Annotated in this window: 20 protein-coding genes; 12 read left to right on the top strand and 8 right to left on the bottom strand. The window is 70.8% G+C overall.

The genetic code is table 11. The features are described from left to right. The first annotated feature begins 25 nt into the window (after positions 1 to 25). Entirely contained in the window at positions 26 to 2,734 is a 2,709-nt protein-coding gene (gene ppdK / locus VTA80_RS01635; RefSeq protein WP_407343685.1) for a pyruvate, phosphate dikinase, read from the top strand. 74 nt (positions 2,735 to 2,808) lie between these two features. Here ppdK and VTA80_RS01630 read toward each other — a convergent pair whose 3' ends face one another. Next, on the bottom strand, positions 2,809 to 3,627 hold the full coding sequence (locus tag VTA80_RS01630; protein ID WP_407343684.1) for a bacteriorhodopsin-like: 819 nt from the start codon (positions 3,625 to 3,627) through the stop codon (positions 2,809 to 2,811). 119 nt (positions 3,628 to 3,746) lie between these two features. Between VTA80_RS01630 and VTA80_RS01625 the strand changes: the two genes are divergently transcribed. Then, on the top strand, positions 3,747 to 4,553 hold the full coding sequence (locus VTA80_RS01625) for a B12-binding domain-containing protein (protein WP_407343683.1): 807 nt from the start codon (positions 3,747 to 3,749) through the stop codon (positions 4,551 to 4,553). 20 nt (positions 4,554 to 4,573) lie between these two features. Here VTA80_RS01625 and VTA80_RS01620 read toward each other — a convergent pair whose 3' ends face one another. After that, positions 4,574 to 5,017, bottom strand: a complete 444-nt coding sequence (locus VTA80_RS01620; protein WP_407343682.1) for an FMN-binding protein — start codon at positions 5,015 to 5,017, stop codon at positions 4,574 to 4,576. 367 nt (positions 5,018 to 5,384) lie between these two features. Here VTA80_RS01620 and VTA80_RS01615 point away from each other — a divergent pair, with 367 nt between their 5' ends. The 5 genes from VTA80_RS01615 (at position 5,385) to VTA80_RS01595 (ending at position 10,011) form a co-directional block, all read left to right on the top strand. Continuing rightward, on the top strand, positions 5,385 to 5,831 hold the full coding sequence (locus VTA80_RS01615; protein ID WP_407343681.1) for a hypothetical protein: 447 nt from the start codon (positions 5,385 to 5,387) through the stop codon (positions 5,829 to 5,831). Between the two features lie 35 nt (positions 5,832 to 5,866). Continuing rightward, positions 5,867 to 6,547, top strand: a complete 681-nt coding sequence (locus tag VTA80_RS01610; protein WP_407343680.1) for a hypothetical protein — start codon at positions 5,867 to 5,869, stop codon at positions 6,545 to 6,547. An 82-nt stretch (positions 6,548 to 6,629) separates the two neighbouring features. Next, a complete protein-coding gene (locus VTA80_RS01605) occupies positions 6,630 to 8,183 on the top strand; it encodes a CHAD domain-containing protein (RefSeq protein ID WP_407343679.1) in 1,554 nt (517 codons plus the stop codon). Beyond that, positions 8,180 to 8,920, top strand: coding sequence for a ParA family protein (locus VTA80_RS01600; protein WP_407343678.1), 741 nt, complete (start codon positions 8,180 to 8,182; stop codon positions 8,918 to 8,920). Before VTA80_RS01605 ends, VTA80_RS01600 begins: the two co-directional genes overlap by 4 nt. Further along, a complete protein-coding gene (locus VTA80_RS01595) occupies positions 8,917 to 10,011 on the top strand; it encodes a Gfo/Idh/MocA family protein (protein WP_407343677.1) in 1,095 nt (364 codons plus the stop codon). The genes VTA80_RS01600 and VTA80_RS01595 overlap by 4 nt, the downstream gene beginning before the upstream one ends. Positions 10,012 to 10,083: 72 nt before the next feature. Here the strand turns inward: VTA80_RS01595 and VTA80_RS01590 are convergent, their stop codons facing one another. The 4 genes from VTA80_RS01590 to VTA80_RS01575 all read right to left on the bottom strand — a co-directional run bounded on the left by VTA80_RS01590 (position 10,084) and on the right by VTA80_RS01575 (position 13,488). Then, positions 10,084 to 10,743 (bottom strand): 3-oxoacid CoA-transferase subunit B, encoded by a 660-nt coding sequence (locus VTA80_RS01590; protein WP_407343676.1) that lies wholly within the window; start codon positions 10,741 to 10,743, stop codon positions 10,084 to 10,086. A gap of 34 nt (positions 10,744 to 10,777) precedes the next feature. Then, positions 10,778 to 11,482, bottom strand: a complete 705-nt coding sequence (locus VTA80_RS01585) for a CoA transferase subunit A (protein WP_407343675.1) — start codon at positions 11,480 to 11,482, stop codon at positions 10,778 to 10,780. Positions 11,483 to 11,737: 255 nt separating this feature from the next. Then, positions 11,738 to 12,673, bottom strand: coding sequence for a hypothetical protein (locus VTA80_RS01580; protein ID WP_407343674.1), 936 nt, complete (start codon positions 12,671 to 12,673; stop codon positions 11,738 to 11,740). Positions 12,674 to 12,729: 56 nt separating this feature from the next. Further along, positions 12,730 to 13,488, bottom strand: coding sequence for an SDR family NAD(P)-dependent oxidoreductase (locus tag VTA80_RS01575; protein ID WP_407343673.1), 759 nt, complete (start codon positions 13,486 to 13,488; stop codon positions 12,730 to 12,732). Between the two features lie 241 nt (positions 13,489 to 13,729). Here VTA80_RS01575 and VTA80_RS01570 point away from each other — a divergent pair, with 241 nt between their 5' ends. Continuing rightward, on the top strand, positions 13,730 to 14,326 hold the full coding sequence (locus VTA80_RS01570) for a hypothetical protein (RefSeq protein ID WP_407343672.1): 597 nt from the start codon (positions 13,730 to 13,732) through the stop codon (positions 14,324 to 14,326). A gap of 1 nt (position 14,327) precedes the next feature. Here VTA80_RS01570 and VTA80_RS01565 read toward each other — a convergent pair whose 3' ends face one another. Then, entirely contained in the window at positions 14,328 to 16,061 is a 1,734-nt protein-coding gene (locus tag VTA80_RS01565; RefSeq protein WP_407343671.1) for an APC family permease, read from the bottom strand. A 143-nt stretch (positions 16,062 to 16,204) separates the two neighbouring features. On the opposite strand from VTA80_RS01565, the gene VTA80_RS01560 reads away from it, so the two are divergent. The 4 genes from VTA80_RS01560 to VTA80_RS01545 all read left to right on the top strand — a co-directional run bounded on the left by VTA80_RS01560 (position 16,205) and on the right by VTA80_RS01545 (position 23,461). After that, on the top strand, positions 16,205 to 18,013 hold the full coding sequence (locus tag VTA80_RS01560; protein ID WP_407343670.1) for a putative bifunctional diguanylate cyclase/phosphodiesterase: 1,809 nt from the start codon (positions 16,205 to 16,207) through the stop codon (positions 18,011 to 18,013). A 116-nt stretch (positions 18,014 to 18,129) separates the two neighbouring features. Continuing rightward, positions 18,130 to 19,350 (top strand): gephyrin-like molybdotransferase Glp, encoded by a 1,221-nt coding sequence (gene glp / locus VTA80_RS01555; protein WP_407343669.1) that lies wholly within the window; start codon positions 18,130 to 18,132, stop codon positions 19,348 to 19,350. A 41-nt stretch (positions 19,351 to 19,391) separates the two neighbouring features. After that, complete coding sequence (locus VTA80_RS01550) at positions 19,392 to 19,868, top strand: molybdenum cofactor biosynthesis protein MoaE (protein ID WP_407343668.1); 477 nt, start codon at positions 19,392 to 19,394, stop codon at positions 19,866 to 19,868. A 188-nt stretch (positions 19,869 to 20,056) separates the two neighbouring features. Further along, complete coding sequence (locus VTA80_RS01545) at positions 20,057 to 23,461, top strand: EAL domain-containing protein (protein WP_407343667.1); 3,405 nt, start codon at positions 20,057 to 20,059, stop codon at positions 23,459 to 23,461. On the opposite strand, the gene VTA80_RS01540 is transcribed toward VTA80_RS01545, so the two are convergent. Continuing rightward, positions 23,458 to 25,251 (bottom strand): ABC transporter ATP-binding protein, encoded by a 1,794-nt coding sequence (locus tag VTA80_RS01540; protein ID WP_407343666.1) that lies wholly within the window; start codon positions 25,249 to 25,251, stop codon positions 23,458 to 23,460. The two genes, VTA80_RS01545 and VTA80_RS01540, sit on opposite strands and share 4 nt — an antisense overlap. Positions 25,252 to 25,310 lie beyond the last annotated feature (59 nt).

Here is a 25,310-nt window from a genome sequence, read left to right as displayed (position 1 = left end):
CGTCCACAGTCATCGGAGGCTTGCCGTGGGTTCGTACGTGTTCGATTTCAGCGAAGGCGACAAAGACCAGAAGGACCTGTTGGGGGGCAAGGGCGCCAACCTCGCAGAGATGACGCGCCTCGGGCTGCCCGTGCCACCGGGCTTCACCATCACGACCGAGGCGTGCCGGCACTACCTCGCGCAGGGTTCCGAGCCGCAGGACCTGCGGCTGCAGGTGACCATGGCGCTGCGGCGGCTCGAGGACCAGGTGGGCCGTCGGCTCGGTGACTCCGTCGATCCGCTGCTGGTCAGCGTCCGGTCCGGGGCCAAGTTCTCGATGCCGGGCATGATGGAGACCGTCCTGAACGTCGGCCTGAACGACTACTCGGCCCTCGGGCTGATCGAGGCGTCGGGTGACGAGCGGTTCGTCTGGGACTCCTACCGCCGGCTGATCCAGATGTTCGGCAAGACGGTGCTCGGCATCGACGGTGAGGCCTTCGCCTCCGCGCTCGACGCCGCGAAGAAGACCAAGGGCGTCGCGACCGACGTCGAGCTGGATGCCGCGGACCTGCTGCTCCTGGTCGCCGACTTCAAGGCGATCGTGCTCGCGGAGACCGGACGGGCCTTCCCGCAGGACCCGCGCGAGCAGCTCGACATGGCCACGCGCTCGGTCTTCGACTCCTGGAACACCGATCGCGCCCGGCTCTACCGGCGCCGCGAGCGGATCTCGCACGACCTGGGCACCGCCGTGAACATCTGCACGATGGTCTTCGGCAACCTCGGTGAGACGTCCGGCACGGGCGTGTGCTTCACCCGCGACCCGGCCACCGGCCGCCCGGGCGTCTACGGCGACTACATGACCAACGCCCAGGGGGAGGACGTCGTCTCGGGGATCCGGAACACGCTCTCGCTCGACGACTTCGCCGCCCTCGACCCTGAGTCCTACGCCCAGCTGCGCCAAATCATGCGCCGGCTGGAGACGCACTACCGGGACCTGTGCGACATCGAGTTCACCGTGGAGCGCGGCAAGCTCTGGATGCTCCAGACGCGCGTCGGCAAGCGCACCGCCGCGGCGGCGTTCCGGATCGCGACCGCGCTGATCGACGAGCGGTTGATCACGCTGGACGAGGCGCTCGAGCGGGTCACCGGTGCCCAGCTGGCCCAGCTGATGTTCCCGCAGTTCGATCCCACCGCGGACCGGACGGCGTTCGCCCGCGGGATGGCGGCCTCGCCTGGCGCGGCCGTGGGTCGGGTCGTCTTCGACTCCGCCACCGCCGTCGAGTGGGCGGCGCGCGGCGAGCAGGTCGTCCTGCTGCGGCGCGAGACCAACCCCGAGGACCTCGAGGGCATGCTCGCCGCGGCCGGGATCCTGACCTCACGCGGTGGCAAGACCTCCCATGCCGCCGTCGTCGCGCGCGGGATGGGCAAGACCGCGGTCTGTGGCGCGGACGGGCTCGAGGTCGACTCCGTGGCTCGGTACGCCCAGGCCGGCGGCGTGAAGATCACCGAGGGTGACGTGCTGTCGATCGACGGCTCGACGGGTGAGGTGTTCCTGGGCGAGCTCCCGGTCGTGCCGTCCCCGGTCGTGCTCTACCTCGAGGAGGGCCTCGAGGCGGCCCTCGACGCGGTCGACGACGAGACGGCCGAGCTGGTCATGGCCGTCGATCGGATCCTGCAGCACGCCGACGAGGTGCGCCGGCTCACCGTGCGGGCCAACGCCGACACGGTCGAGGACGCCGGTCGCGCGCGGCGGATGGGTGCGCAGGGCATCGGGCTGTGCCGCACGGAGCACATGTTCCTCGGTGACCGGCGCGTGCTGATCGAGCGCGTGATCCTGGCCGCCACGGATGCCGAGCGCGAGGGCGCCCTGGCGGCGCTGCTGCCGATGCAGCGGGCCGACTTCACCGACCTGCTCACCGCGATGGACTCGCTGCCGGTCACGATCCGGCTGCTCGACCCGCCGCTGCACGAGTTCCTGCCCGACCGCGCGGACCTGATGGTCAAGGTCGCGCGCGCCGAGGAGCGCCAGGAGCCGGCCGACGACGACGTCCGGATGCTCGCGGCGGTCAACCGGCTGCACGAGTCGAACCCGATGCTCGGCCTGCGCGGGGTCCGGCTCGGGCTGGTCGTCCCCGGCCTGTTCGCCCTGCAGGTCCGGGCGATCGCCGAGGCCGTCGCGACCCGGATCAAGGCGGGCGGGCACCCTCGCGCCGAGATCATGATCCCGCTGGTCGGGTCGGTCATGGAGCTGTACCTGATCCGCGACGAGACCGACCGGGTCCTGGCAGAGGTCAGCGAGGCGCAGGGCGTGGACCTGTCGATCCCTATCGGCACGATGATCGAGCTGCCCCGTGCCGCGCTGACCGCGTTCCGCATCGCCGAGGCGGCGGAGTTCTTCTCGTTCGGCACGAACGACCTCACCCAGACGACCTGGGGGTTCTCGCGTGACGACGTCGAGGCGGCGTTCTTCGCCTCGTACCTCGAGAAGGGCGTGTTCACCGTGTCGCCGTTCGAGAGCCTCGACGTCGACGGCGTCGGACGGCTCGTGAAGATCGCGGCCAAGGAGGGACGGGCCGCACGACCCGACCTCAAGCTCGGTGTGTGCGGTGAGCACGGGGGAGACCCCGAGTCCATCCACTTCTTCCACCGCGCCGGCCTGGACTACGTGTCCTGCTCCCCGTTCCGGGTGCCGGTCGCGCGCCTCGAGGCGGCGCGGGCGGCCCTCAGCACGGACGCGGAGGTCACGAGCAGCTGAGCCTGACCCCCGTTCGCGGGGCACCACGGCAGGTCCCGGCCGATCGGCCGGGACCTGCCGTGCGTCCGGCCGGTTCAGGTGCGGTCGAGCTGGATCGGGGAGTCGAGCGTCGTGAGCTCGGCATCGAGGCCTGCGTCGACTGCCTGCTCCTTCGACTTCGCGATGGCGATCGCGAGGACGAGCAGCCCGAACAGGGGCTTGGCGAGCACGTCGGCGATGGAGTAACCCACCTGCCGGACGACCTCGGCCTGGGCGGGGTCGCTGATGAGCGAGGGGGAGAGGTAGGCCAGCGGGTACACGGCCCACGTGATGAGGATGATGTAGCGCAGCCCGTCGACGAGCGTGCGCACCCCCGCCGGCTGGCGGCCGAGCGACCGGCCGAGCTCCACGAAGAGCACGTAGAGGATGTACAGGAACGGGATCGTCGAGGCGATCCCGTAGAGGGTGCGGCTCGCGGACCCGACGGCAGCGATCTCGCCGGGGTACCCGAGGGCGATCATCGCCACCGCGGCGATGGAGAGCCGGACCAGCAGGCTGCGGGTCGTGGCCTTGGCCAGCTTCAGCACGATGACCAGCTCGGTGAGCAGCAGCGGCACCGTCAGGAGCCAGTCCACGTACCGGTAGGCCTCGTTGAACGGTGCGCCGTCCTGGACGTAGCTGCCGTCGACATAGGAGAACGCGTCCTCCCACGAGCCGAAGATCCGGACGTAGTGGTACAGGGCGATCGCGACGACGACCGTCGAGATCGTGACCGCGAGCTGGTTGGCCGGGCGGACCCGGTTGCGGACCAGCAGGAAGAAGATGAAGGCCGCCCCCATCGAGGCGATGACGAACGAGAAGGCGTTGTACACGAGGGAGAACTGCCCTGCGGTCAGCACGAGCATGGGATCCATCAGTGGCTCCTTGGGACGTGTCCTGGCGGAAGCCCGGACCTGGTGGAGTCATCTCTACCAGTTTTAGTCCGATTTAGTCTAGATATACTTTTTATGAGTTTCATCGCTATGATCGGCAGGTGGTCGACCCTCGTTCACTGCCGCTCCGTGAAGCCGCCGGGGAGCTCGGAGTGCACTACCAGACGGCCTACAAGTGGGTGACGTCGGGGGTGCTGCCGGCCACGATGGTCCGCGGGCGCTACGTCATCGACCGCGCGGCGCTGGCGGAGTTCGCGCGGCATCGAGACGAGCCCGCAGTGCCGCGGGCAGGGAGGTCGGCGCACCGGGCTGAGCACCTGGACAGGGAGGCGGAGCGTCTGCATGTCGCGCTCGTCGCGGGGGACGAGTCGGCTGCCCGCCGCATTGCCACGACGCTGATCGAGAAGGGCGTCCCGCTCGCCACCGTCCTGCAGGACGTCGTCTCGCCGGCGCTACGAAGGATCGGGGCGGCCTGGCGTGCCGGGGAATCCTCCATCTGGGTCGAGCACCGGGCGTCGGCCATCGTCGAGCGACTGCTCGGTCACGTCCAGCCGGAACCCCGGGGCCGGCGTCGGGGGAACGTCGTGGTGGCCGCGATGTCGGGGGACCTCCACAACCTGCCCTCGGCCATGGCGGCGGCCGCGCTGCGTGCGGACAACTGGGCCGTTCAGCACCTCGGCAGCGACCTGCCGGGCGAGGAGCTCGTACGCTTCTGCGCTGAGCACGACGTCGACCTGGCGGTCATCACGGTGACGACCGATGCCGTCGGCCCAGCCGCCGAACGCATCGCGGTCGAGCTCCGGTCGACCGGGATCGCGACCCTCGTGGGCGGATCGGGTCGGACGGTCCAGGATCTGCGGACCGAGGCGCGCGAGGCGATCCGCACCGGAGCGTCGACGCCCGGCTGAGAGGCGACCGGATCTCCTGCTCAGAGACCGGCCTGGTCGAGCGCGCTCTGCAGCGACTTCACGTAGCCACCGCTGGTGTAGGTCGCGCCCGAGACCATCGAGATGTTCGCAGAGCCGGCGGCCGCGGCCTCCTTGTTGAGCACCGGGATCGCGTACGAGTTGATCTGCTGGTCGTGACCGTTCGAGTTCGGGTAGCTGATCGCCTCGGCGGCGGTGACCTTGCCGGCGGTCACCGTGACCCGGACCTGGACGTCGCCGAACTGCGTCGACGCGGCCGCGCCGTCATAGGTGGCGGTCGCGGACGTCGTCGTCCCGGTTGCGGCGGGGGCAGACGAGGTGGCGCTCCCGGCGGTGCTGGTGCTCGCCGTGGCCGCGTTGGCCAGGTGAGCGATGCTGGTCCCGTAGGAGAGCAGGAGCACGAGGCCCGAGAGGGTGGTGCCGGTGGCGACAACGATGCGCTTCATGCCCATGACGATGCACCGGCGCTCTGGGTGCGCCCTGACCCCTGCCTATGCGCCCGCTGAGAACCCGCTCCCACTCACCCGTGGCTGACCCCGGCGGTGACGTCCTGCCGTACGGCGCCCCCGACGAGCCCGCCCGCGATGGCGCCCCGCGTGGCCCACTTCTTCCCGCTGGGGTCCGCGGTCTTCGTCGAACCGGACCTTGCCGTCGGTGTTCCGGACGAGGACGACGGCGTCGATGAGCTCGATCGATCATCCGGACTGGGTGAACGGGTGCCTCGGACTCTCACCCCCGGCGGATGAGGCCGCTGGCTTCGCCCCCGGACGACGCTGGTGCTGGCACTCAAGTTCACATCGAGAAGGAGTTGACATGAGTGACATACGGCACGAGACGGAGCAGGAAGCGTCGTGGCGGACCGAGCCAGCACCTTCGGGGTGGGTCGGCTGGATCGCTTTCGCCGGCACGATGATGCTGCTGCTCGGGGTCTTCCACGTGATCCAGGGCATCATCGCGCTCGTCCAGGACGAGTACTACCTCGTCGGTGCGAGCGGGCTGACGGTGCAGCTGGACTACACCCAGTGGGGCTGGACGCACGTGATCCTCGGGTCGCTGGTCGCGATCGCCGGGATCGCGCTGTTCACCGGTCAGATGTGGGCCCGGGTCGTCGCTGTCCTGGTGGCGTTCGTCAGTGCCATCGTGAACATCGGGTTCATGGCGGCCTACCCGGTCTGGTCGACGATCATGATCGCGCTCGACGTGCTGGTGATCTGGGCCGTGACGGTGCACGGTCGGGAGATGAAGTCGATCGACGCCTGAGCTCCGCGGCGCGGCGGCGGGTGGTCAGAGCCGAGATGGTCGACGACGTCGCCGCCGCGAGCGGTGAGCAGGGTGCAACGCGCACGGTGGGGGAGCATCGGTGGCCGATGGCGGCCGCGGCGCTCACCGCGGGCATCTTGCACCAGCTGCTCCCGGAGCACTTCCGGGTCGCGCCGCACTGGCTCTACCCGGCGTTCCTCGTCGTGTTCCTGGTGGTGCTCATCGCCGGCGACCCAGGCCTGATCGATCGGGACCGACGCTGGTTGCGGGTGACGACTGGTCTGATGATCGGGATGATCACCCTCGTGAACGGGATCTCCGCCGTTCGGCTCGTGAACGGCATCCTGAAGTCAGGAACGTTCGAGACCGCCAGCCAGCTGCTCGCGACCGGCGCGATCGTGTGGCTGACGAACATCTTGGCCTTCGCGCTGTGGTTCTGGGACTTCGACGGCGGCGGCGCGGGCGCGCGCGCGGCGCACGGCCTGCGCCACCCTGCCTTCGTGTTCCCCGAGATGACGTACCCCGAGCTCGCCCCGGCCTCGTGGCGGCCGCAGTTCGTGGACTACCTCGCGCTGTCGTTCAACACCGCGACGGCGTTCGGCCCGACGGACGTGTCCGCGCTCCGACGCTGGGCGAAGGTCCTGATGATCATGGAGTCGCTGATCTCCCTGGCCCTGGCGACCCTGGTCGTGGCGCGGGCCGTCAACGTTCTGTAGCTGCGCGCCGCGCCCGGGGCGCGCCCGGCGGGCGCCCGATCTGCCCGGTTGCGGAGCCCCCGGACGCTAGGGTGAAGCCACCATGACGAGCCCGACCCGAGTCTTTCAGGGAGCCGATGCGGGTCGGCTCGACCTCGGCGCGGTCGCCGACGAGCTCGCCGGTCGCTACACGATCGCCCGGGGCCCGGTCCGACGGGTCCGCTGCCGTCGCCTCGACACGGCCGATCGGCGGATGGGTGCCGCCGGGCTGACCCTGGACGATCAGACGGCCCCCCGGTCGCGACGGCTCGTGCTGGGCCGGGCGGACGGGTCGCAGGCCGTGGCCGTGGTCGGTGACCTGCGGTGGCCCGCGCTCGCGGAGGCGCTGCCCGCCGGACCGCTCGCGGACGAGGTGGTACCGGTCCTCGGGATCAGGGCGCTCACGGTCGTCGCCGACGACCTGCGCTCGTGGCAGCGCTGGGACCTGCAGGACGGCGAGGGCAAGACCGTCGCTCGGGTCGACGTCGACGAGCCCATCGGGGACGACGGCCGCCCGGTCGTGCTCACGATCCAGGCGCTGCGGGGATACGACGACGACGCCCGCCGGGTCGCACGGCTGCTCCTGCGCGGCGGGCTGCGACCGGTCGAGCCCGCCGCGCCTGACCAGGTCGCCGACGTGCAGCCGGTCCAGGCGGGTCCGGACCGGCCGGCGGTGGTGGTCCTGACCGACGCGTTGATCGCGTTCGAGGCCGCGATGCGGGCCAACCTGCCGGGGGTCCTGGCCGATGTCGACACCGAGTTCCTGCATGAGTTCCGGGTTGCGTTGCGACGAACCCGCACCACGCTCCGCCTCGGTCGGTCGGTCGTGCCGGCGCGGTGGCGCAGCGACTGGGAGCCGGAGTTCGCGTGGGTCGGCGCCCTCACCACCCCGGTCCGTGACCTGGACGTGTACGTGCTGGGGCTGCCGACGATGGCGGGCTGGCTGGTCGCGGCCGACCCTGCAGATCTCCGGCCGTTCGCCCTGCACCTTGCGCGGCGCCGCTCGGCCGCCCGCGCGACGATGGTGCGCGGACTCCGGTCGGCGCGCTTCCGGCGGCTCCAGACCGGCTGGGACATGGCGTTGGCGGAGCTTGCTGCGGAATCGGTCGACGGTCGGCCCGGCGGTGCCGCCGGAGAGGATGGTGGCGAAGCGGGGAACGACGTCATCTCGGCCGGGGTCCTCGCGGGGCGCCAGCTCGACCGGGCGCACCGCCGGGTCGTGCGCGACGGCACGTCGATCTCGGCCGCCTCGCCCGCGGATGACCTGCACCGGCTCCGGGGGCGGTGCAAGGCGCTGCGGTACGCGCTCGAGGTGTTCGAACCGGTCGCCGAACCCAGGACCGGCCGCAAGGCGATAGCCGACCTCAAGGGGCTGCAGGACGTCCTCGGTCGGTTCCAGGATGCCGAGGTCCAGCATCGCGCCCTGCGCGAGTTCGCCGACGAGATGATGCTCGAGGGCGTTCCAGCCGCGGCGCTGCTCGCGCTCGGTGAGCTGATCACACACCTGGACGCCGAGCAGGCGCGGGCCCGCCGCGAGTTCGACCGCGCATTCACCGACTTCGTGCAGACGTCCGGCACGACCGCTGCCCGGCTGCATCGACTCGGAGGAGGAACGTGAAGATCTTCGCGACGTACAACATCAAGGGTGGGGTCGGCAAGACGTCCACGGCGGTGAACCTGGCGTACCTCGCCGCGCGCGAGGGGCAGCGGACGCTGCTGTGGGACCTCGACCCGCAGGCCGCGGCGACCTTCCTGTTCCGCGTGCGGCCTCGGGTCAAGGGGGGCGGGCACGGACTGGTCTCCGGCAAGCGACCGATCGAGGCGGCCATCAAGGCGACCGACTTCGACAACCTCGACCTGCTGCCCGCGGACTTCAGCTACCGGAACATGGACCTCGACCTCGACGACGCGAAGAAGCGGACCCGCCGGCTCGGTCAGCTGCTGGACGGCTTCACGGACGACTACGACGTCGTCTTCCTCGACTGCCCGCCGAGCATCTCGCTGATGAGCGAGAACGTGCTGCACGCCGCCGACACCCTGCTGGTGCCGCTGATCCCCGCGACGCTGTCGCTGCGCACGTTCGAGCAGCTCAAGACCTTCGTCGCGGACTCGGTCAAGCCGCGCCCCGAGCTGGTCGCGTTCTTCTCGATGGCCGACCGGCGCAAGCGGCTGCACCGCGACGTGATCGAGACCTTCGACCGGGACGGCGCCGACGTCGCCGAGACCGTGATCCCGGCGTTGTCGATTATCGAGCAGATGGCCGAGCGCCGAGCACCCGTACCCGCGTTCGCGCCGTTCAGCCGCGCGGCCCTGTGCTACGAGCAGCTGTGGGCCGAGGTGCGGTCCGCCTCGTGACACCGACCAGGGCCGGGATCGGCATCGTCGGGGCAGGCGACATCTCCGGCCAGTACCTCGCCATGCTCACCGCCGCCCCCGACGTCGAGGTGCGGTACGTCGCCTCCCGGGACGCGGCGCGCGCCCGGTCCAAGGCGGACGAGTTCGGCGTCGCCGGGTCGGGTTCCTACGACGAGATGCTGCGCGACGACGCGATCGACGTCGTGGTCAACCTCACCGTGCCGCAGGTGCACCGCGAGCTCACCGCGCGGGCTCTCGAGGCGGGCAAGCACGTGTGGAGCGAGAAGCCGCTCGCGCTGACGGGGGCCGACGGTCGCGAGCTCCTCGACCTGGCCCAGGCCCGGGGCGTCCGACTCGGGTGCGCCCCCGACACGTTCCTCGGCACCGGGCTGCAGTCCGCGCTGCAGATCGTCCGGTCCGGGCAGATCGGGACCCCCCGGTCGGCGTTCGCGAACTTCCAGTACGGCGGCCCGAACCTGTGGCACCCGAACCCGGAGTTCTTGTTCACGCACGGCGGCGGACCGTTGCTCGACATGGGCCCGTACTACCTCACGGCGCTGGTGCAGGTGTTCGGTTCCGTCCGCCGCGTCAGCGCGACGGCGATCCAGGGCACCGCCACCCGGGTCGTGCAGACCGGACCGCGAGCGGGCCAGAGCTTCGGGGTCGACGTGCCGACCCACGTCACGGCGCTGTACGAGTTCGTCGACGGCGGGGTCGCCGACGTGATCCTGAGCTTCGACACCCCGATCATGCGGGTCGCGCTCGAGGTCACCGGGACTGCCGGCGCGCTGCGGCTGCCGGACCCCAACCAGTTCGGCGGCGACAGCGAGGTCTTCGCGCCCGACGGGACCTCTCAGGTCCTCGCGCCGATCGCACCCGGCGGATCGGGGCGAGGGGCCGGGGTGGTCGACCTGGTCCGCGCGGTCCGCGCCGGGGTGCCCGAGCGAGCATCGGGGGCGCTGGCGTACCACGTGCTCGAGGCGATGCTCGCGACGCAGGAGGCGGCCCGAACCGGACAGCCCGCCGACGTCGTCAGTCGCGTTCAGGCGGTTCCGCTGCTCCCGGCGGGCTGGGGGGTTGAAGGCGCCTGACGGCCTTCGGGCCCCCGCTACCGAAGCGGCGACCTGGCTGGACTCCCAGCAGGCCGCCGCTCGTCGGAGGAATCAGACCTGATAGGCGCACAGCGTGTCGGAGACCGTGAAGTCGGCCTCGGTGATCGCGCGGATGTCGTCGACGGTCAGGCCCTCCAGGACCTCGGTCAGGACCAGACCCTCCGGCGTCACCTCGAACACGGCCTTCTCGGTGACGATCACGTCGACCACGCCGCGGCCTGTGATCGGCAGGGTGCACTTCTTGAGGATCTTCGAGCCGGACTTGCTGGAGTGCTGCAAGGTCACGATCACCCGGCGGGCACCGGCGAGCAGGTCCATCGCGCCGCCCATTCCGGGCGTGTAGCGACCGGGTGCCAGGGGTCGGGCCCAGTTGGCGATGCTGCCTTCCTGGTCAACCTCCAGCGCGCCGAGGACGGTCGCGTCGACGAACCCGCCCCGGATGATCCCGAACGACGTGGTGAGGTCGAACACCGCCGCGCCGGGCAGGAGGGTGATCGGCTGACCGCCGGCGTTCGCGATGTCCGCGTCCTGCTCGCCGAGGCTCGGCGAGGGGCCGAACATCAGGCACCCGTTCTCGGACTGCAGGACGAGCTGGACCCCGTCGGGCAGGTAGTTGGCGACCCCGGTCGGGATCCCGATGCCCAGGTTCACGACCTGGCCGTTCCGGAGCTCTTTGGCGGCGCGTCGAGCGATGACTTCTCGTGCTTCCATGTCTGCAATACCTCCTTCGCTGACGAGCGGTGGACTACTTGAGCTGCCCTGACCGAACCCATTGATCGGTGTAGGCCCGCTGGTGCTCATCCATCGTGTTGCCCTGGACGACGGCGTTCACGTAGACGCTCGGCGTGCCGACGGACTCCGGCGGGATCTCACCGAGCTCGACGATCTCGTTGACCTCGGCCACGGTGAAGTCGGCGGCGGTGGCCATGACGGGGTTCGAGTTCAGCGACACGCCGCGGTACTGAATGTTTCCGTAGCGGTCGCCGCGGTAGCCCTTGATGAATGCAAAGTCGGCGCGCAGCGGCAATTCGAGCAGGTATTCCTTGCCCCGGATCATGAGCTTCTGCTTGCCTTCTTCGACGAGCGTCCCGACGCCGGTGGCGGTGAGTACGCCGCCCAGCCCGGCACCCGCGGCCCGGATCTTCTCGACGAACGTCCCCATGGGGAAGTACTCGACCTCGATCTCGCCCGCGGCGAACTGCTCCATGGCGATCTGGCACGTGCCTGCGTGCGAGGTGATCAACTTCTTCACCTGCTTGTGCCGGTACAGCGCCTCCATGTCGAATCCACCGCCCGGGTGGGCATTGACGTTCGAGATGACGGTCAGGTCCTTGACGCCGATCTCGACCAGCTTGTCGATCGCGCGCAGGGGCGACCCGATGCCGAGGAAGCCGCCGAGCATGATGGTCGCCCCGTCGCGGACGTTCTCCATCGCCGCGTCCAGGTCCATGACTTTGTCCACAATGACCCCTTCAGAGTAGTTCGCTCTCCAGGCACAGATTCTCGCCCCGGGGGCCGCCTATCTTCGCTCCGAGGAGCGCTTTCAATTCGAAATCTCGCAGGGAGTTTCGGGGTGAGTACTCGTCATCATTGTCCCCGAACTGTCCCGTGTCAGGCGGTTGCCCGATTGCCGGGCCAGCACTTTCGGTATCCGTCTTCGGGCTAACGATAGGTTGCCAAAAACGCCCGACCAGGGACCAACTTCCTACGCGAGCAGGACCTCTTCGGCAGCCGAGCCGGTCGGCACCGGGACGTCGAGCCTGGCCTCGCCCGCGCGCAGGGTCACGACGCGCACACCGAGGTAGCGGGGGTGGTCGCGGACCGTTGCGGCCTCGAACCGTGCGAGCGGAACGGTGAGCTGCGAGAGCGAGTGCTCCGTCCGGTTGCCCCGGACGAGCCACTGGCGGCGTCCCAGGATCAGCCGCAGGTCCGCGTCGCCGCACACGATCGCGCCCTGGAGCGTCATCGGGCGGGCGAGGTGCAGCGCACGGGTGGCCGCGCCGCCGCGCGGGATACGGACGATCCGACCGTGCGCCGCGAGGACCCGCAGCCCGGGTTCCGATCGCAGCACCTCGCGACTGAGGGTGACCAGAGCGACGTCGCGATCTCCCAGGTCGCGCAGCTCCAGGGCTGGCACGTCGGCGCCGAGCGACTGCCTGGTGCCCGGAGGCCGGGCGGCTACGGGTTCCATGGACAGCTCGCGCAGCACTCGCACGAGGCGGGCGACGACCTGCCGGGAAGCGCCGTTGTAGCCGACCGTGACCGCCGGGCCGCTGAGGGTGTGCACGACCAGCCGGCCATCGAGCAGGTTCACGCTGTCGGAGATGGCCGCGATGTCGTCGAACGCGACGCGGCGTTCGGAGTACCCGTCCCCCTGCCGGCTCAGCACGGTCATGCTCGCCGGCCCGACGGCAAGGAGATGGTCGTACAGGTCCATGTCGGGCGTCGCATCCCGGCGAGCCACGTTCCGCGGCACCTTCAGGACGAGCCGGAGGTTCGCCAGGTCCAGCGGGTGGTCTCGGTACAGCCGGGGCACGTCCGCCGGGTCGCGGATCTCGTCGATCCACGGCCCGAAGGCGTCGTACTCGGCCGATCGTGCCGCGGGCACCGCTCGGGTGGTCGGGCCGGGCGCTCGCTGCATGGTCGTCCTCTCGCCGTCCCCGGACGTCGCGTGTCCGTGACGACGATTCTCCACCGTCAGATGGCGGACCAACCACCATCCGAGCTCAGCACTGCGCCGGTGACGTTCGGGGAGTCCGGGCTGGCCAGCCAGCAGATCGCGGCGGCCAGCTCCTCGGGCTGCGCGACCGGCGGGATGATCGCCATCAGCGGACCGAGCACCGACATCGCAAAGTCCGACTTCGGCGCCGCGGTGGCCCCGATGTTCGTCGCGACGGCGCCCGGCAGCACGGCGTTGCACCGGATCCCGGCGGCACGGTAGAGCACGGCCGTCGATCGGGTCAGGCCGATGACGCCGTGCTTCGAGGCGGTGTACGCGGTGCCCGCGGCACCCGCGCGCAGCGACGCGGCCGAGGCGACGTTGACGATCGACCCGGAGCCCGCCGCCGTCATGAGCCGCAGGACGGCGCGCGTGGTCCGCATCGGGGCGGTGAGGTTCACGTCGAGGACCCGCTCCCAGGTGACGTCGTCGAGCTCGCCGACGGGCAGGAACGCGTCCATGATCCCGGCGCAGTTCACCAGGACGTCCACCCGGGCGCCGGCGTCGGCCACGAGCGCGTCGACGTGGCTCTGATCGGTGATGTCGCCGACCGCGCCCACGCCCGACCCGCCCGCCGTCGTGATGATCCCGATCGTCTCCGCGACCCGCCCGGGCATGAGGTCGCTGGCCACGACGTGCGCGCCCTCCGCGGCCAGCCGCACCGCGGTCGCCCGACCGATGCCGGACCCCGCGCCCGTGACGATCGCGGTGAGTCCCGAGAAGCGTCCTGCGTCCATGTCGCACTCCCTTGTGCTCGGGGCTGCACCGCGCCCCCGCGGGCGATCCGCGGCCCGGCGGATCGATGTCTGACCTTTGCAGCGCGGCAGGTCCGGCACAAGGGAAATCCGACCCAGATTCCCCCGGTCTGTCCCGGTGTGGTCGACCCGTGTGCTCCTCTTCGTCTGCCCGCGGGCTCACACCCCTGCGCTCGCGGTCGATGGGTACGCCGGACCCAACCCGCCTCACGACAGGACGCCCGTGGACTCGATCGCCGCAATCACCGGCCGCATCGCCGCGATCCAGAACACCCTTGCTTCCCTCGGGCCGCAGCGGTCCGCTGCCGCGGCATCGTCCGTGACCGAGGCCGTCGCGACGTCGTCCGCCACGACGTCGGGCACGGCGAGCTTCGCCTCGGTCCTGGCCACCGAGGTCGCGGGAACGAGCTCGGCCGCGACCGGCACCGTGAGCGCCGAGCAGCTGACCAACGCCGCGTCGATCATCCGGGCCGGCCAGGCGATGGGGCTGTCGGTGCGCGACCAGACGATCGGCGTCATGACGGCCCTCGGGGAATCCTCGCTGACGGTCGTCGACCACGGCGACGTGGCCGGGCCGGACAGCCGGGGACTGTTCCAGCAGCGCGACAACGGCGCGTGGGGGAGCCTCGCGGACCGGATGGACCCGAGGGCCAGCGCTACGAGCTTCTTCACCGCGCTGGCCGCGGTGCCGGGCCGCGACGCGATGACGCCGACCGCCGTCGCCCACGCGGTGCAGCGCAACGCCGACCCGAACCACTATGCGAAGTACTGGGACACGGCCGTGTCGATCGTGGCGCGGGTGTCGGCCGGAGCCGCCTGAGTCACAGCGGGTCGTCGGGCCGCTCCCGCGGGTCGGCGGGCCGCCGGAACCGTTCGCCGGTCTCGGTGTTGATGGCGGTGGCCCCGTCGGGCAGGTTGGACAGGTCGGGCGCGATGATCAGGTCGGGCAGCCCGGAGTCAGGCAGCCGCAGGGCCTCGCGCTCGCTCGAGGGCTCGTAGGTGATGCCGGCGAGGACCAGGTCGTGGGCACCGCGTCGTTCCAGCGTCTCGCCGCGGAAGAAGGCCGGCGCGGTCAGGCGGCACACGACCATGAGGACGGCGCCGACCGCGAGCGCGCCGATCCCGACCACGAAGACGCCGCCGATCCCGAAGATCGTGGTGTTGCCGTAGTCCGGCTGGGCGTACTGGTAGGAGGCGACCACGAACGCGCCGAGCAGCATCAGCCCGCCGCCCAACGGCAGCACACCCTTCATCCACAGGTCGCGCCCACCCTTGACGATCGACCGGCGGTAGAACCAGACGCACGCGAACCCGGTCATGCCGTAGTAGAAGGCGATCATCAGGCCGACCGCCGAGATCGAGTCGCCGAGGATGTTCTCGCTGACCAGGGTGAGGCCGACGTAGAAGAGGATCGAGACCGCCCCCATCCAGATCGTCGCGTCCGTCGGGGTGAGGTACCGCGGGTGGATCCGGGCGAACTTGGCGGGCAGGGCGCGGAAGGCCCCCATCGCCAGGGCGGTGCGGGCCGTCGGCAGGATGGTCGTCTGGGTCGACGCCGACGCGGACGTCAGCACCGAGATGACCAGCAACGACTCCATGATCTTGCCGAACCCGGACCCGCCGAAGACTGTCGGGCCGAGCGCGTTGAACACGTCGTCGGAGTTGGCCTGGTTGCCGAGCCCGATGCCCTCGGTGCCGACCCCGGCGAAGGCCACGGTGGCCACGCTGACGATGGCGTACGTCAGGAGCAGCAGCACCGTGGAGATGATGGCCGCCCGGCCGGGGGTCGTCTCCGGGTCCGAGGTCTCCTCGTTGATCGAGACCGCGGTGTCCCAGCCCCAGTAGATGAACACGGCGATGAGGGTCGCGGTCACGACGGCGCTCATCGTCAGCCCGCGCGGCACCATCCATTCGAAGCTCGGCGTGATCGAGCCGGCCGGCGCAGTGCCGCCGTAGACCTTGCTCAGGGCGATCACGGAGAAGATGACGAGGATGAGGACCTCGATGCCGAGCAACGCGTACTGGATCCGGGCCGAGACCTCGATCCCGCGGTAGCAGATGTACGTCATGATGATGATCCACACGATGCCCGCGACCGTGCTCCACAACGTGCTCGCGGCGAGGCTGTCGGCGCCGAACAGGCTGAACGTGTAGGACCCCGCGATCTGGGCGAGGTTCGCCATGACGATGACGTCCGCGGCGATGATCCCCCAGCCACCGAGCCAGCCGACCCACGGCCCGAACGCCCGCGACGCCCATGTGAAGGTCGTGCCGCAGTCCGGTTCGGCCTTGTTGAGCTCGCTGTAGGCGATCGCGATGAGGAACATCGGGACGAAGGCGAGCAGCATCACGGCGGGGGCCTTCACCCCGACGATGCCGTTGCCGTTCGTCGTGGCCACCACGAACCCCAGGCTCGCGGCCAGGCTGTACGCCGGCGCGGTGGAGGCCATCCCGACGACGATGCTGGACACGAGCCCGAGCGCGCCGCTCTTGAGACCCTTGTCGGCGGCCGCCTCGGGGAATCCGAGGGGGGCGTCCTCTTCGTCTTGCGCCATCGCAGACTCCTCGCCAGGTCGAGTTCCTTGGTGATCGTGGACGTGCGCAAATTATCTCGAGAATCTAGCGCAACCGGCAGATAACGGGGCGAAAACGGCGACGTAGGATCAAACGGGGCGCATCAACCGGGTCGGGAGTGAACGTGGTCCAGGAGCAGAGCCTGTCGGCGGTGCTGGGGGAGTTCGCCCGCACGATGCTCGCGGAGATGTCCGTCCAGGCGATGGTCGACCGCCTGGCGGAGCGGGCGGCGGGTCTGCTGCCGGTCGCCGGCGCCGGTGTGACGCTGTACTCGCGCGAGCTGACGGCGCAGCAGGTGGCGGCCTCCGACGAGCGCACCCTCGCCTCCGAGCGGCAGCAGGTCGCGGCAGGCGGTGCGCCGGGTCGCACCGCCGTCACCACGGGCGCGGCCGTCCTGGTCCCCGAGCTGCACGACGACGACCGGTTCCGAGCCTGGGCCTCGCTGGTGGCCGGGTCGGCCGCGGCGTTCGCGTTCCCGATGTGCCACGGTGCGGCCCGCCTGGGTGCCTTGACGCTGTACTGCGACGATCCGGGCTCGCTCGATCAGTCCTCCCAGGACGTGGCCCAGACGCTCGCCGACGTCGCCGCGGCCTATCTGCTCAACGCGCGGTCGCGGCGGGAGGCCCTGCACGCCGAGACCTGGTTCCGCGAGCAGTCCGTCCGGGATCCGCTGACCGGTCTCCCCAACCGGCTGCTCCTGCAGGAGCGTCTCGCGCTGGCGTCCGCGCGCGGGCAGCGCGCGCAGACGGCGGTCGCGGTGCTCGTGGTCGACCTCGACGGCTTCCAGCGGATCAACGAGACGTACGGGCACCGGTTCGGCGACGACCTGCTGATCGCGGTCGCCGCGCGCCTTTCTGCCCTCGTGCGGCCCGGTGACAGCATGGCGCGCGTCTCCGGCGACGAGTTCGTGTTCCTGTGCGAAGACCTGGCGTACGCCTCCGACGTCGAGGGTCTCGTGGGCCAGATCGACGACGCGTTCAGCACTCCGTTCGTGCTGTCGGGGCTCGAGCTCACGGTGACCGCGAGCGTCGGCATCGCCTACTCCGGGCCGGGCGAGGCGGTCACGGACGATCTCGTGCTGCAGGCGGGCACCGCGATGCACCAGGCCAAGCGTCAGGGCGGAGCGACGCACCAGGTGATCGACCTCCCTCTGGCCGAGGAGGTGCTCGATCGCCGCAACCTCGAGCGCGACCTGCACGAGGCGCTCGCGCGGGCCGAGCTGGAGGTCGCGTACCAGCCGATCGTCCGGGCGGCGGACGGGACGGTGACAGGCGTCGAAGCCCTGCTGCGCTGGACCCACCCCGAACGGGGACCGGTGAACGCTGCCACGGCGGTCGCTCTCGCGGAGCGGAGCGGGCTGATCGTCGAGATCGGCACGTGGGTGCTCGAGCAGAGCTGCCGTGACTGGGCGACCTGGCTCGCCGAGCGGCCGGGGCGCCCGCTCGACCTGTCCGTGAACGTCTCGGCCCGACAGCTGATGGCCCCCGGCTTCGACGCGATCGTCGCGACCGTGCTCTACCAGACGGGGATGGACCCGGCGGCGCTGGTGCTCGAGGTGACGGAAGGCATCTTCGTGGCCGACGGCGATCGGGCGTTGAGCGTGCTCGGCGAGCTCCAGCGGATCGGGACCCGGCTCGCCCTGGACGACTTCGGCACCGGGTTCAGCTCGCTGAGCTATCTGCGTCGCTTCCCGGTCGACGTCGTCAAGATCGATCAGTCCTTCATCTCCGACCTGGGCAGCGCCCCCGACGCCCGCACTCTCGTGGCCGCGATCACGCACCTCGCCCACGACCTCGGCAAGACGGTCACGGCCGAGGGGGTCGAGACGGCGACCCAGGCAGACGAGGTGGTCCAGATCGGGTGCGAGCGCGCGCAGGGCTACTACTTCGCCCGCCCGATGACGGCGTCGGAGTTCTCCGCGCGATTCAACTGAGCCGATCGGTGCGGCGGCCGATCGGTGCTGCGGCCGGTCGACCCGACGACGCGGATACCCTCGCGGGAGACAACGGACGGGCGCGTCGCGCGCCGGGAACTGGCGGGAGCTGCCTTGTGAAGAGCGTTGACGGTCATCTGCGTGACCTGCTGGACGGCGTCGGCGCGCTCGAGCCGGTCACCGTGGACTTCCTCGACGCGCTCGGCGCCGTGCTGGCCGCGGACGTCGTCTCCCAGATCGACCTCCCGGTCTTCGACAACTCCGCGATGGACGGCTATGCCGTGCAGCGCAAGGACCTCGTCGGTGCGAGCGACGACAGTCCCGTCGAGCTGGCGGTCGTGGGTGACGTCGCCGCCGGCACGGTCGCCCCGGCGGCCACCCCGGGCGCCGTCGTGCGGGTGATGACGGGGGCACCGGTCCCGGTCGGCGCCGATGCGGTCGTGCCGGTGGAGTGGACGGACGCGGGCACCGAGCGGGTGCGGATCTACCGCCAGCCTGAGACCGGAGCGAACATCCGACGGCGTGCGGGCGACGTCGGCGCGCAGGACGTCGTCCTGCGCCGGGGCACGGCTGTGGACCCGACCGGGGTCGGCCTCATCGCGTCGGTCGGTCCGGGCGCGGTGCTCGTGCACCGGCGCCCGCACGTGCTGGTCGTCTCGACCGGCTCGGAGCTCGTGCCGCCCGGGGCCGCGCTCGGGCCCGCCCAGATCTACGACTCCAACTCCCTGATGCTGGCGGCGGCGGTGCTGCAGACCGGATGCACCGTCCGGCGGCTCGCGGCGGTCCACGACGACCCGGACGCGCTCTTGCGTGCGCTGGACGACGCCCTGCCCGGGGTCGATCTCGTGCTGACCAGCGGGGGGATCAGCGTCGGCGCGTACGACGTCGTCAAGGCGGCGCTCGGCGGTCTCGGGACGGTGACGTTCGAGCGCGTGGCGATGCAGCCGGGCAAGCCGCAGGGGCACGGTGTGCTCGGGCCGGACCGCACCCCGGTCATCACGCTGCCGGGCAACCCGGTCAGCGCCTACGTCTCGTTCCAGGTGTTCGTCCGGCCGGTGCTGCGCCGCCTGCTCGGGCATGCCGAGATCGCACGACCGACCGTGCAGGCGCGGCTGCTCGAGCCGCTGCGATCGCCGTCGGGCCGTCGGCAGTTCGTGCGGGCGCGGCTCGAGACAGCCGGCGAGGGACGCGTGGTCCGGCCGGTCGGGGGTGCCGGTTCGCACCTCGTCGGCGCGCTCGCTCGCTCGAATGCGCTCGTGGTCGTGCCCGAGGACGTCACCACCGTGGCCGCCGGTGAGCTGGTCCAGGTGATGGTCACCGAGGCTGGCGAGTGGTGAGCGACGCAGGCGGCGACGGCACGGGGCCCTACGCTGACCCGATGCAGAACCCTCTGACCGACGCGGCGCGTGACACGTCGCGGATCACGCCACCGGCGCGGGCGGTTGTGCGCGCGCAGGTCACCACGGCGTTGATCGATCCCGCCGCGCACGCCGACGAGGTGGCACGGGCCAGCGCCGGCGCCGTCGTGACCTTCTCCGGCGCGGTCCGCGACCACGACGGCGGCCGCGCGGTCGCCCGGATCGAGTACGTGGCCCACCCCAGTGCGGGGGAGATCCTCGCGCGGGTCGCGGCCGACGTCGCCGCACGCACCGAGGTCGATGCGCTCGCGGTCTCCCACCGGCTCGGCGAGCTGGCCGTCGGTGACTGCGCGCTCGCGGTCGCGGTGTCGGCCGCGCACCGCGCCGAGGCGTTCGCCGCGGCCGCGCTGCTGGTCGACGAGGTCAAGCGGCTCCTGCCGGTCTGGAAGCGCCAGGTATTCACCGACGGCACGGACGAATGGGTCGCCTGCCCCTGACCGAGCTGGCGCGGCCCCGTGCCGATGCGCTCGACCCGTGCGCCGCGGGCCGGTGCGCGAAGTGAGATGCTGGCGGTGCTCAGATCCGGGGTGCGGAGGTCGATGGGTCGAGCACGGAGCCCCGTCGGCGCGGCGCCGTGCGGTCTGCTCAGAGTGCGCCGCCACGGATGCCCCCGGAGAGACGATCCATGACGACCCCGATGACGGTGCTCGCGCTGACGCCCAGCGTCGGCGGCCACTACTTCGGGGAGCTTCTCGCCGGCCTCACGCGCGAGATCACGGGCGCACGGGCGCGCCTCGTGGTGGTCGAGACCCTGCCGGCCAGCGCACCCCAGGACGAGCCGGGCACACCCGGTGACTTCGCCCTCCCGGTCGCGTGGTCCCAGGTCGACGGGGTCGTCTCGATCACGACGGCGGTGGATGCGGACTATCTGCGTCGGCTGCGCGACTGCGGGGTACCGGTCGTCCTGGCCAGCACCCAGATGGCGGACTTCGACGCCCCGGTGGCGATGCCGGACAACCACGGCGGCACGTTCGCGGCGGTCGAGCACCTGATCGGTCACGGCCACACGCGAATCGGGTTCGTCGGGAACCTCGCGCAGCAGGACGTACGCGAGCGCCGAGCCGCGTTCGCGCGGGCGCTTGCCACGCACGACCTCGTGATCGACCCCGCGCTCGTCTACGGCGCGTCGGACAACGCCGAGGCGGGTGGCGTGCGCGCTGCCCAGGAGCTGCTCGCGAGCCCGCGCCGGCCGACCGCACTGATGGTCGCCACCGACCGCAACGCGATCGGGCTCATGCGCACCCTGGTCGAGGCCGGCCTGTCGATCCCCCAGGACGTCGCGATCGTCGCGTTCGACAACATCGAGGCCGGGGCGTTCAGCACCCCCGCGCTCTCGAGCGTGAACCAGCGGTTCGACGAGGTCGGTGCGCTCGCTGGGCGACTCGTGCTCGCGAAGATCCGCGGCGAGGACGTGCCGTACTCGGTGTTCACCTCCCCGTCGGTGGTCGTGGCCGTACGCGAGTCCTGCGGCTGCATCGCGGAAGCCGGTGACGCGGGGGCGAGCGACGAGAGCTGGTTGCTCGACGCCTCACCCGGCATCCTGCGCGACGAGCTCCAGGACGTGCTCTGCGGGGCCCTGCTCACGGGCGACGGCATGCTCGACGGACCGACGCGCGACGCCGTTCTCACCACCGTGCGCGACGCCGAGCGGCTGCTGCAGCCGGGCGTCGTGGTGACCTCGGCGGCGATCGCGGGGCTGTGTGCCGCACTTCGGCGCCTCAGCTCACGACCTGACAGCCTGCGCCGGGTCACGGATGCGATGACGGACTACGTGCAGCGGATGGGGGCTTTGGACTCACCGTCGGACGACCCGTCGACGTTGGCCTCCGCACGGATCGCGGCCGCACTGTGGAAGTCGCAGGCCGGGGAGTTCCTGCGCCGTGCCGAGTCCACGGAGCTGGCGATCAAGGAGCAGTTCGTGGTGGACGCCGGGCTGCTCGACGCCGGTCGGTTCGACCCGCGCGACCTGCGCTGGCTGGCGGGCACGCATGTGAGCGCGGGCGTGCTTGCGCTCTGGACGGACGGACCAGCAGGCGACGCGCTCGAGATCGTCGGGACGTTCGATCCGGTCGGCGTGCTGCCAGGTCTGGTCGGAACGGCAGTCACGACCGCGTGCTTCCCGCCGGAGCGGCTCATCGCGTCGGGCGTGCCCGCGGGTGGCCGGGTCTGCGTCGTCGTCCCGGTGCGCACCGTCGACCGGGACTGGGGACTGCTCGCGGTGGTCGGCGAGATCGACACGACCTCGGCGCGCGAGACCTACCAGCATTGGGCCGCGCTGCTGTGCGCCTCGCTCGACTCCCAGCGGCTGCAGAACGAGGTCCGCCGCAGCGAGGACCGGTACGCGCTCGCGGCGCGGGCGACCCGGGAGGGCCACTGGGAGGTCGACGTGTGCGCCCGCACGCTCTACCTGTCCGACCGTTGCTGCGCGTTGCTCGGGCTGGAGCCGAGCCCGCGCTCGGACCGCTTCGCCGAGTGGGCCGCCATCGTCCACCCGGACGACCTCGCCGCCATGCGCCACCTCATGCGACCGGGGGCGATGGGTCCGGACGCGACCGTCGACGCCGAGTTTCGCATCCGCACCGCGAACGGCGACAACCGGTGGATGCTGGCGTGCGCGGTCGGCGTGGCGGCGGGTGCAGGCCGCGTCGAGCGCATCGTGGGCTCGCTCGCCGACGTCGACGATCGCCGATCCCTCGAGGAGCAGTTGCGGCGCGCCTCGCTCTACGACCCGCTGACCGGGCTGCCGAACCGGCGGGTCTTTCTCGAGCGCCTCGAGCATGCGGTCGAGCTGTGGAACCGGTCGAAGACGCCGTTCGCCGTCCTGTTCCTTGATCTCGACGGGTTCAAGGCGATCAACGACTCCCTGGGGCACCCGATCGGGGACCGCCTGCTGAGCGTGGTCGGCACGCGACTCACCCGCGAGCTGCGGGCGGTGGACACCGGCGCGAGGTTCGGGGGCGACGAGTTCGCGATCCTGCTGCACGACGCGCGGCCCGACGCCGTGCTGAGGGTCGCCCAGCGGATCCAGGCCGACCTGGCCGAGCTGATCGAGATCGACGGTCACGAGATCACGATCCAGGCGAGCATGGGCATCGCGACCGGCGCGGCCGAGTACGCCTCCGCCGAGGACATCCTGCGCGATGCCGACACGGCGATGTACCACGCGAAGGCGCTGGGCTGGGGCACCGTGACGTTCTTCGACGCCGAGATGCACGCGCACGCCGTCCATCAGCAGCGGCTGCAGACGCAGGTCTACCGGGCGCTCGAGGACGAGCAGTTCGAGGTCTACTACCAGCCGATCGTCGACCTGGTCACCGGCCGGGCCGACCGGTTCGAGGCGCTGGTGCGCTGGAACCATCCCGAGCGTGGCCTGGTGATGCCGGACGAGTTCCTGCCGCTCATGGAGGAGACCGGGCTGGTGATCCCGCTCGGCCGCTGGATCGTCGAGGAGGTCTGCCGCCAGCTCGCCGCATGGGGCCCGGCGGTCGCCAACGTGGCGGTCAACGTCGCCAACCGCGAGTTCTGGCACAAGGACCTGCTGGCGCACGTCCTGGCGAGCCTGCAGCGTCACGGCCTGACCCCGGACCGCCTCACCCTCGAGATCACGGAGGGCGTGATCATGCGTCGTCCGGAGGTCGCGCTGCGCCTCATGCGCGACATGCACGAGACCGGCCTCGAGCTGCACATCGACGATTTCGGCACCGGGTACTCGTCGCTCGAGACGCTGCACCGGTTCCCCGTCGACGCGTTCAAGATCGACCGGGCGTTCATCCGGGACCTCACGCCGGGCGACCGCTCCGCCGATCTCGTCCGAGCGATCGTCGCGATGGGCCAGGCGCTCGGCCTGGAGATGGTCGCCGAGGGGATCGAGACCATCGAGCAGCTGGCCTTCCTGCGCGACGTCGGGTGCGCGAGCGGTCAGGGCTTCTTGTTCACGGCGGCGGTCCCCGCGGACCAGGTCCCCGGCCTGCTCGGCCGGGCGCTGGGGACCGGGTCGGGCGATCGCGACCGCCAGCTCGAGGCCGGTTAGGCGCGGATGTCGAACAGCTGGAGCCGCTTGCGGTCCTTCTTCGTCGCCGATGCCTGCAGGGCCAGCAGCTCCGCGTAGATCCCACCCGTGGTCGCGAGCTCCTCGGGCGTGCCGATCTCGTCGACCCGCCCGTCCCGGAGCGTGATGATGCGGTCGACCGACGAGATCGTCGAGAGCCTGTGGGCGATGATCAGCGTGGTCCGGTCGGTCATCAGGTGGTCGAGACCCTCCTGGACCAGCCGTTCCGACTTGGAGTCGAGCGAGCTGGTCGCCTCGTCGAGGATGAGGATCGGGGCGTCCTTGAGGATCGCGCGGGCCACGGCGATGCGCTGCTTCTGACCGCCGGAGAGCTTCAGGCCCCGTTCGCCGATCTGCGCCTCGTACTTCTTGGTGAACCTCGCGATGAAGTCGTGCGCGTTCGCGGATCGCGAAGCGGCGACGACCTGGTCGACCGAGGCGTCCGGGGTGGCGTACGCGATGTTCTCGTGGATCGTGCCGGAAAAGAGCGACGGGTCCTGGAACACGACGCCGATGTCGGCCCGCAGCTCCTCGAGCGGCAGGGCGGTGGTGTCCGTTCCCGCGACCCGGATGGTGCCCACCGACGGGGTGTACAGGCGCAGCAGCAGGCTGACGAGCGTCGTCTTGCCCCCACCGCTCTCGCCGACGAAGGCCACGTGCTCACCCGGGCGGATCGAGAAGCTGACGTCCCGCAGGACCTCCTGGCCGCCCGGGTAGCCGAACGACACGGAGTCGAACTCGATCGCGGCCGGCGCCCGGTGGCCGTCCGGGGCGCGCGTCGTCGTCGGCAGCACGTCGGCCTCGGCGAGCTCTTCCATGACCGTGAAGTAGTCGCGGCTGCCCGCGACCGCGCGCTGGGAGGAGTCGACGAGGTAGCTCATCGAGAACACCGGCTGACGCGCCATGTTGACCAGCTGGATCAGGAGGAACATCACGCCGATCGTGAAGTCGCCGCGCACGGTCTGGACGAAGATGATCGCGAACACCGCGAAGAAGATGACGTTCAACGCGGCCCGCCGGGTCGCGTCCATCTCGTGCCAGTAGGTCGACTGGCGCTTGGTCGTGAGCACCGTCCGGTGGTAGCGGTCGTTGAAGGAGCTCAGCTCGCGACGCTCCTGCACGAAGCTCTTCACGACCCGGATCTGGCCGATGACCTCGGCGAACCGGCCACCCGCCACATCGAACTCGTGGTTCTTCTCGGCCTCGAGAACCTGCCACTTGGCGCTCGTGATCGTCGTCAGCCACATGAAGATCGGGTAGACCACGGCGAGCAGCAGGGCGATCGGCCAGGAGTAGAACGCGGTGATCGCCAGGATCGCGATCACGGTCAGCACCATCTGGAAGAAGTTGTTCGCGAACATGTTGAGGAAGTTCGTGGTCTCGGTGATCGACCGCGAGAGCCGGTTGATCACGGTGCCGGTGAGCTCGCCGTCGAAGTAGCGCTGGGGGAGCGAGAGGAGCTTGGCGAAGTACTTGCCCGACAGCGCCGCGCGCAGCTTGGCCGCCATCGTGTCGCCGAGGTAGCCCCCGATGTTGCTCAGCACGGTGTTCGTGAGGTCTGCGAGCAGCAGGGCGGCTGCCAGCCACACCACGGTGGAGATCCCCGTGGCCGCCTGCCCTTGGGTGGCCGCGACGACGTAGTCGGTCGCCGCCTTGATGATGAAGGGGGTCAGCAGGCTGGTCGCGGCCACTGCGAGCGAGCACGCGATGATGCCCGCGTAATAGGGCCACAGGTCTCTGGCCGAACCGAGGATCCGAATGATGCTGCGCACGGGTGGGGAGCTCCTGAGATGTTCGTGGGTGGTGGTGCCGGGCCCGGGAGCGCGGCGAC

This window comes from Pengzhenrongella phosphoraccumulans, from assembly GCF_045689905.1.
In the GTDB taxonomy this organism is placed as follows: Bacteria; Actinomycetota; Actinomycetes; order Actinomycetales; family Cellulomonadaceae; genus Pengzhenrongella; species Pengzhenrongella phosphoraccumulans.
This window is presented reverse-complemented; position numbering and strand designations above follow the sequence as displayed.

What these genes read in the sequence shown, in the direction of transcription:
- VTA80_RS01630 (WP_407343684.1), bottom strand. Translation starts at nt 3,627, where the DNA reads ATGGATCCCATGCTCGTGCTGACCGCAGGGCAGTTCTCCCTCGTGTAC.
- VTA80_RS01620 (WP_407343682.1), bottom strand. Translation starts at nt 5,017, where the DNA reads ATGAAGCGCATCGTTGTCGCCACCGGCACCACCCTCTCGGGCCTCGTG.
- VTA80_RS01615 (WP_407343681.1), top strand. Translation starts at nt 5,385, where the DNA reads ATGAGTGACATACGGCACGAGACGGAGCAGGAAGCGTCGTGGCGGACC.
- VTA80_RS01610 (WP_407343680.1), top strand. Translation starts at nt 5,867, where the DNA reads ATGGTCGACGACGTCGCCGCCGCGAGCGGTGAGCAGGGTGCAACGCGC.
- VTA80_RS01605 (WP_407343679.1), top strand. Translation starts at nt 6,630, where the DNA reads ATGACGAGCCCGACCCGAGTCTTTCAGGGAGCCGATGCGGGTCGGCTC.
- VTA80_RS01590 (WP_407343676.1), bottom strand. Translation starts at nt 10,743, where the DNA reads ATGGAAGCACGAGAAGTCATCGCTCGACGCGCCGCCAAAGAGCTCCGG.
- VTA80_RS01585 (WP_407343675.1), bottom strand. Translation starts at nt 11,482, where the DNA reads ATGGACCTGGACGCGGCGATGGAGAACGTCCGCGACGGGGCGACCATC.
- VTA80_RS01580 (WP_407343674.1), bottom strand. Translation starts at nt 12,673, where the DNA reads ATGCAGCGAGCGCCCGGCCCGACCACCCGAGCGGTGCCCGCGGCACGA.
- VTA80_RS01575 (WP_407343673.1), bottom strand. Translation starts at nt 13,488, where the DNA reads ATGGACGCAGGACGCTTCTCGGGACTCACCGCGATCGTCACGGGCGCG.
- VTA80_RS01565 (WP_407343671.1), bottom strand. Translation starts at nt 16,061, where the DNA reads ATGGCGCAAGACGAAGAGGACGCCCCCCTCGGATTCCCCGAGGCGGCC.
- VTA80_RS01550 (WP_407343668.1), top strand. Translation starts at nt 19,392, where the DNA reads ATGCAGAACCCTCTGACCGACGCGGCGCGTGACACGTCGCGGATCACG.
- VTA80_RS01545 (WP_407343667.1), top strand. Translation starts at nt 20,057, where the DNA reads ATGACGACCCCGATGACGGTGCTCGCGCTGACGCCCAGCGTCGGCGGC.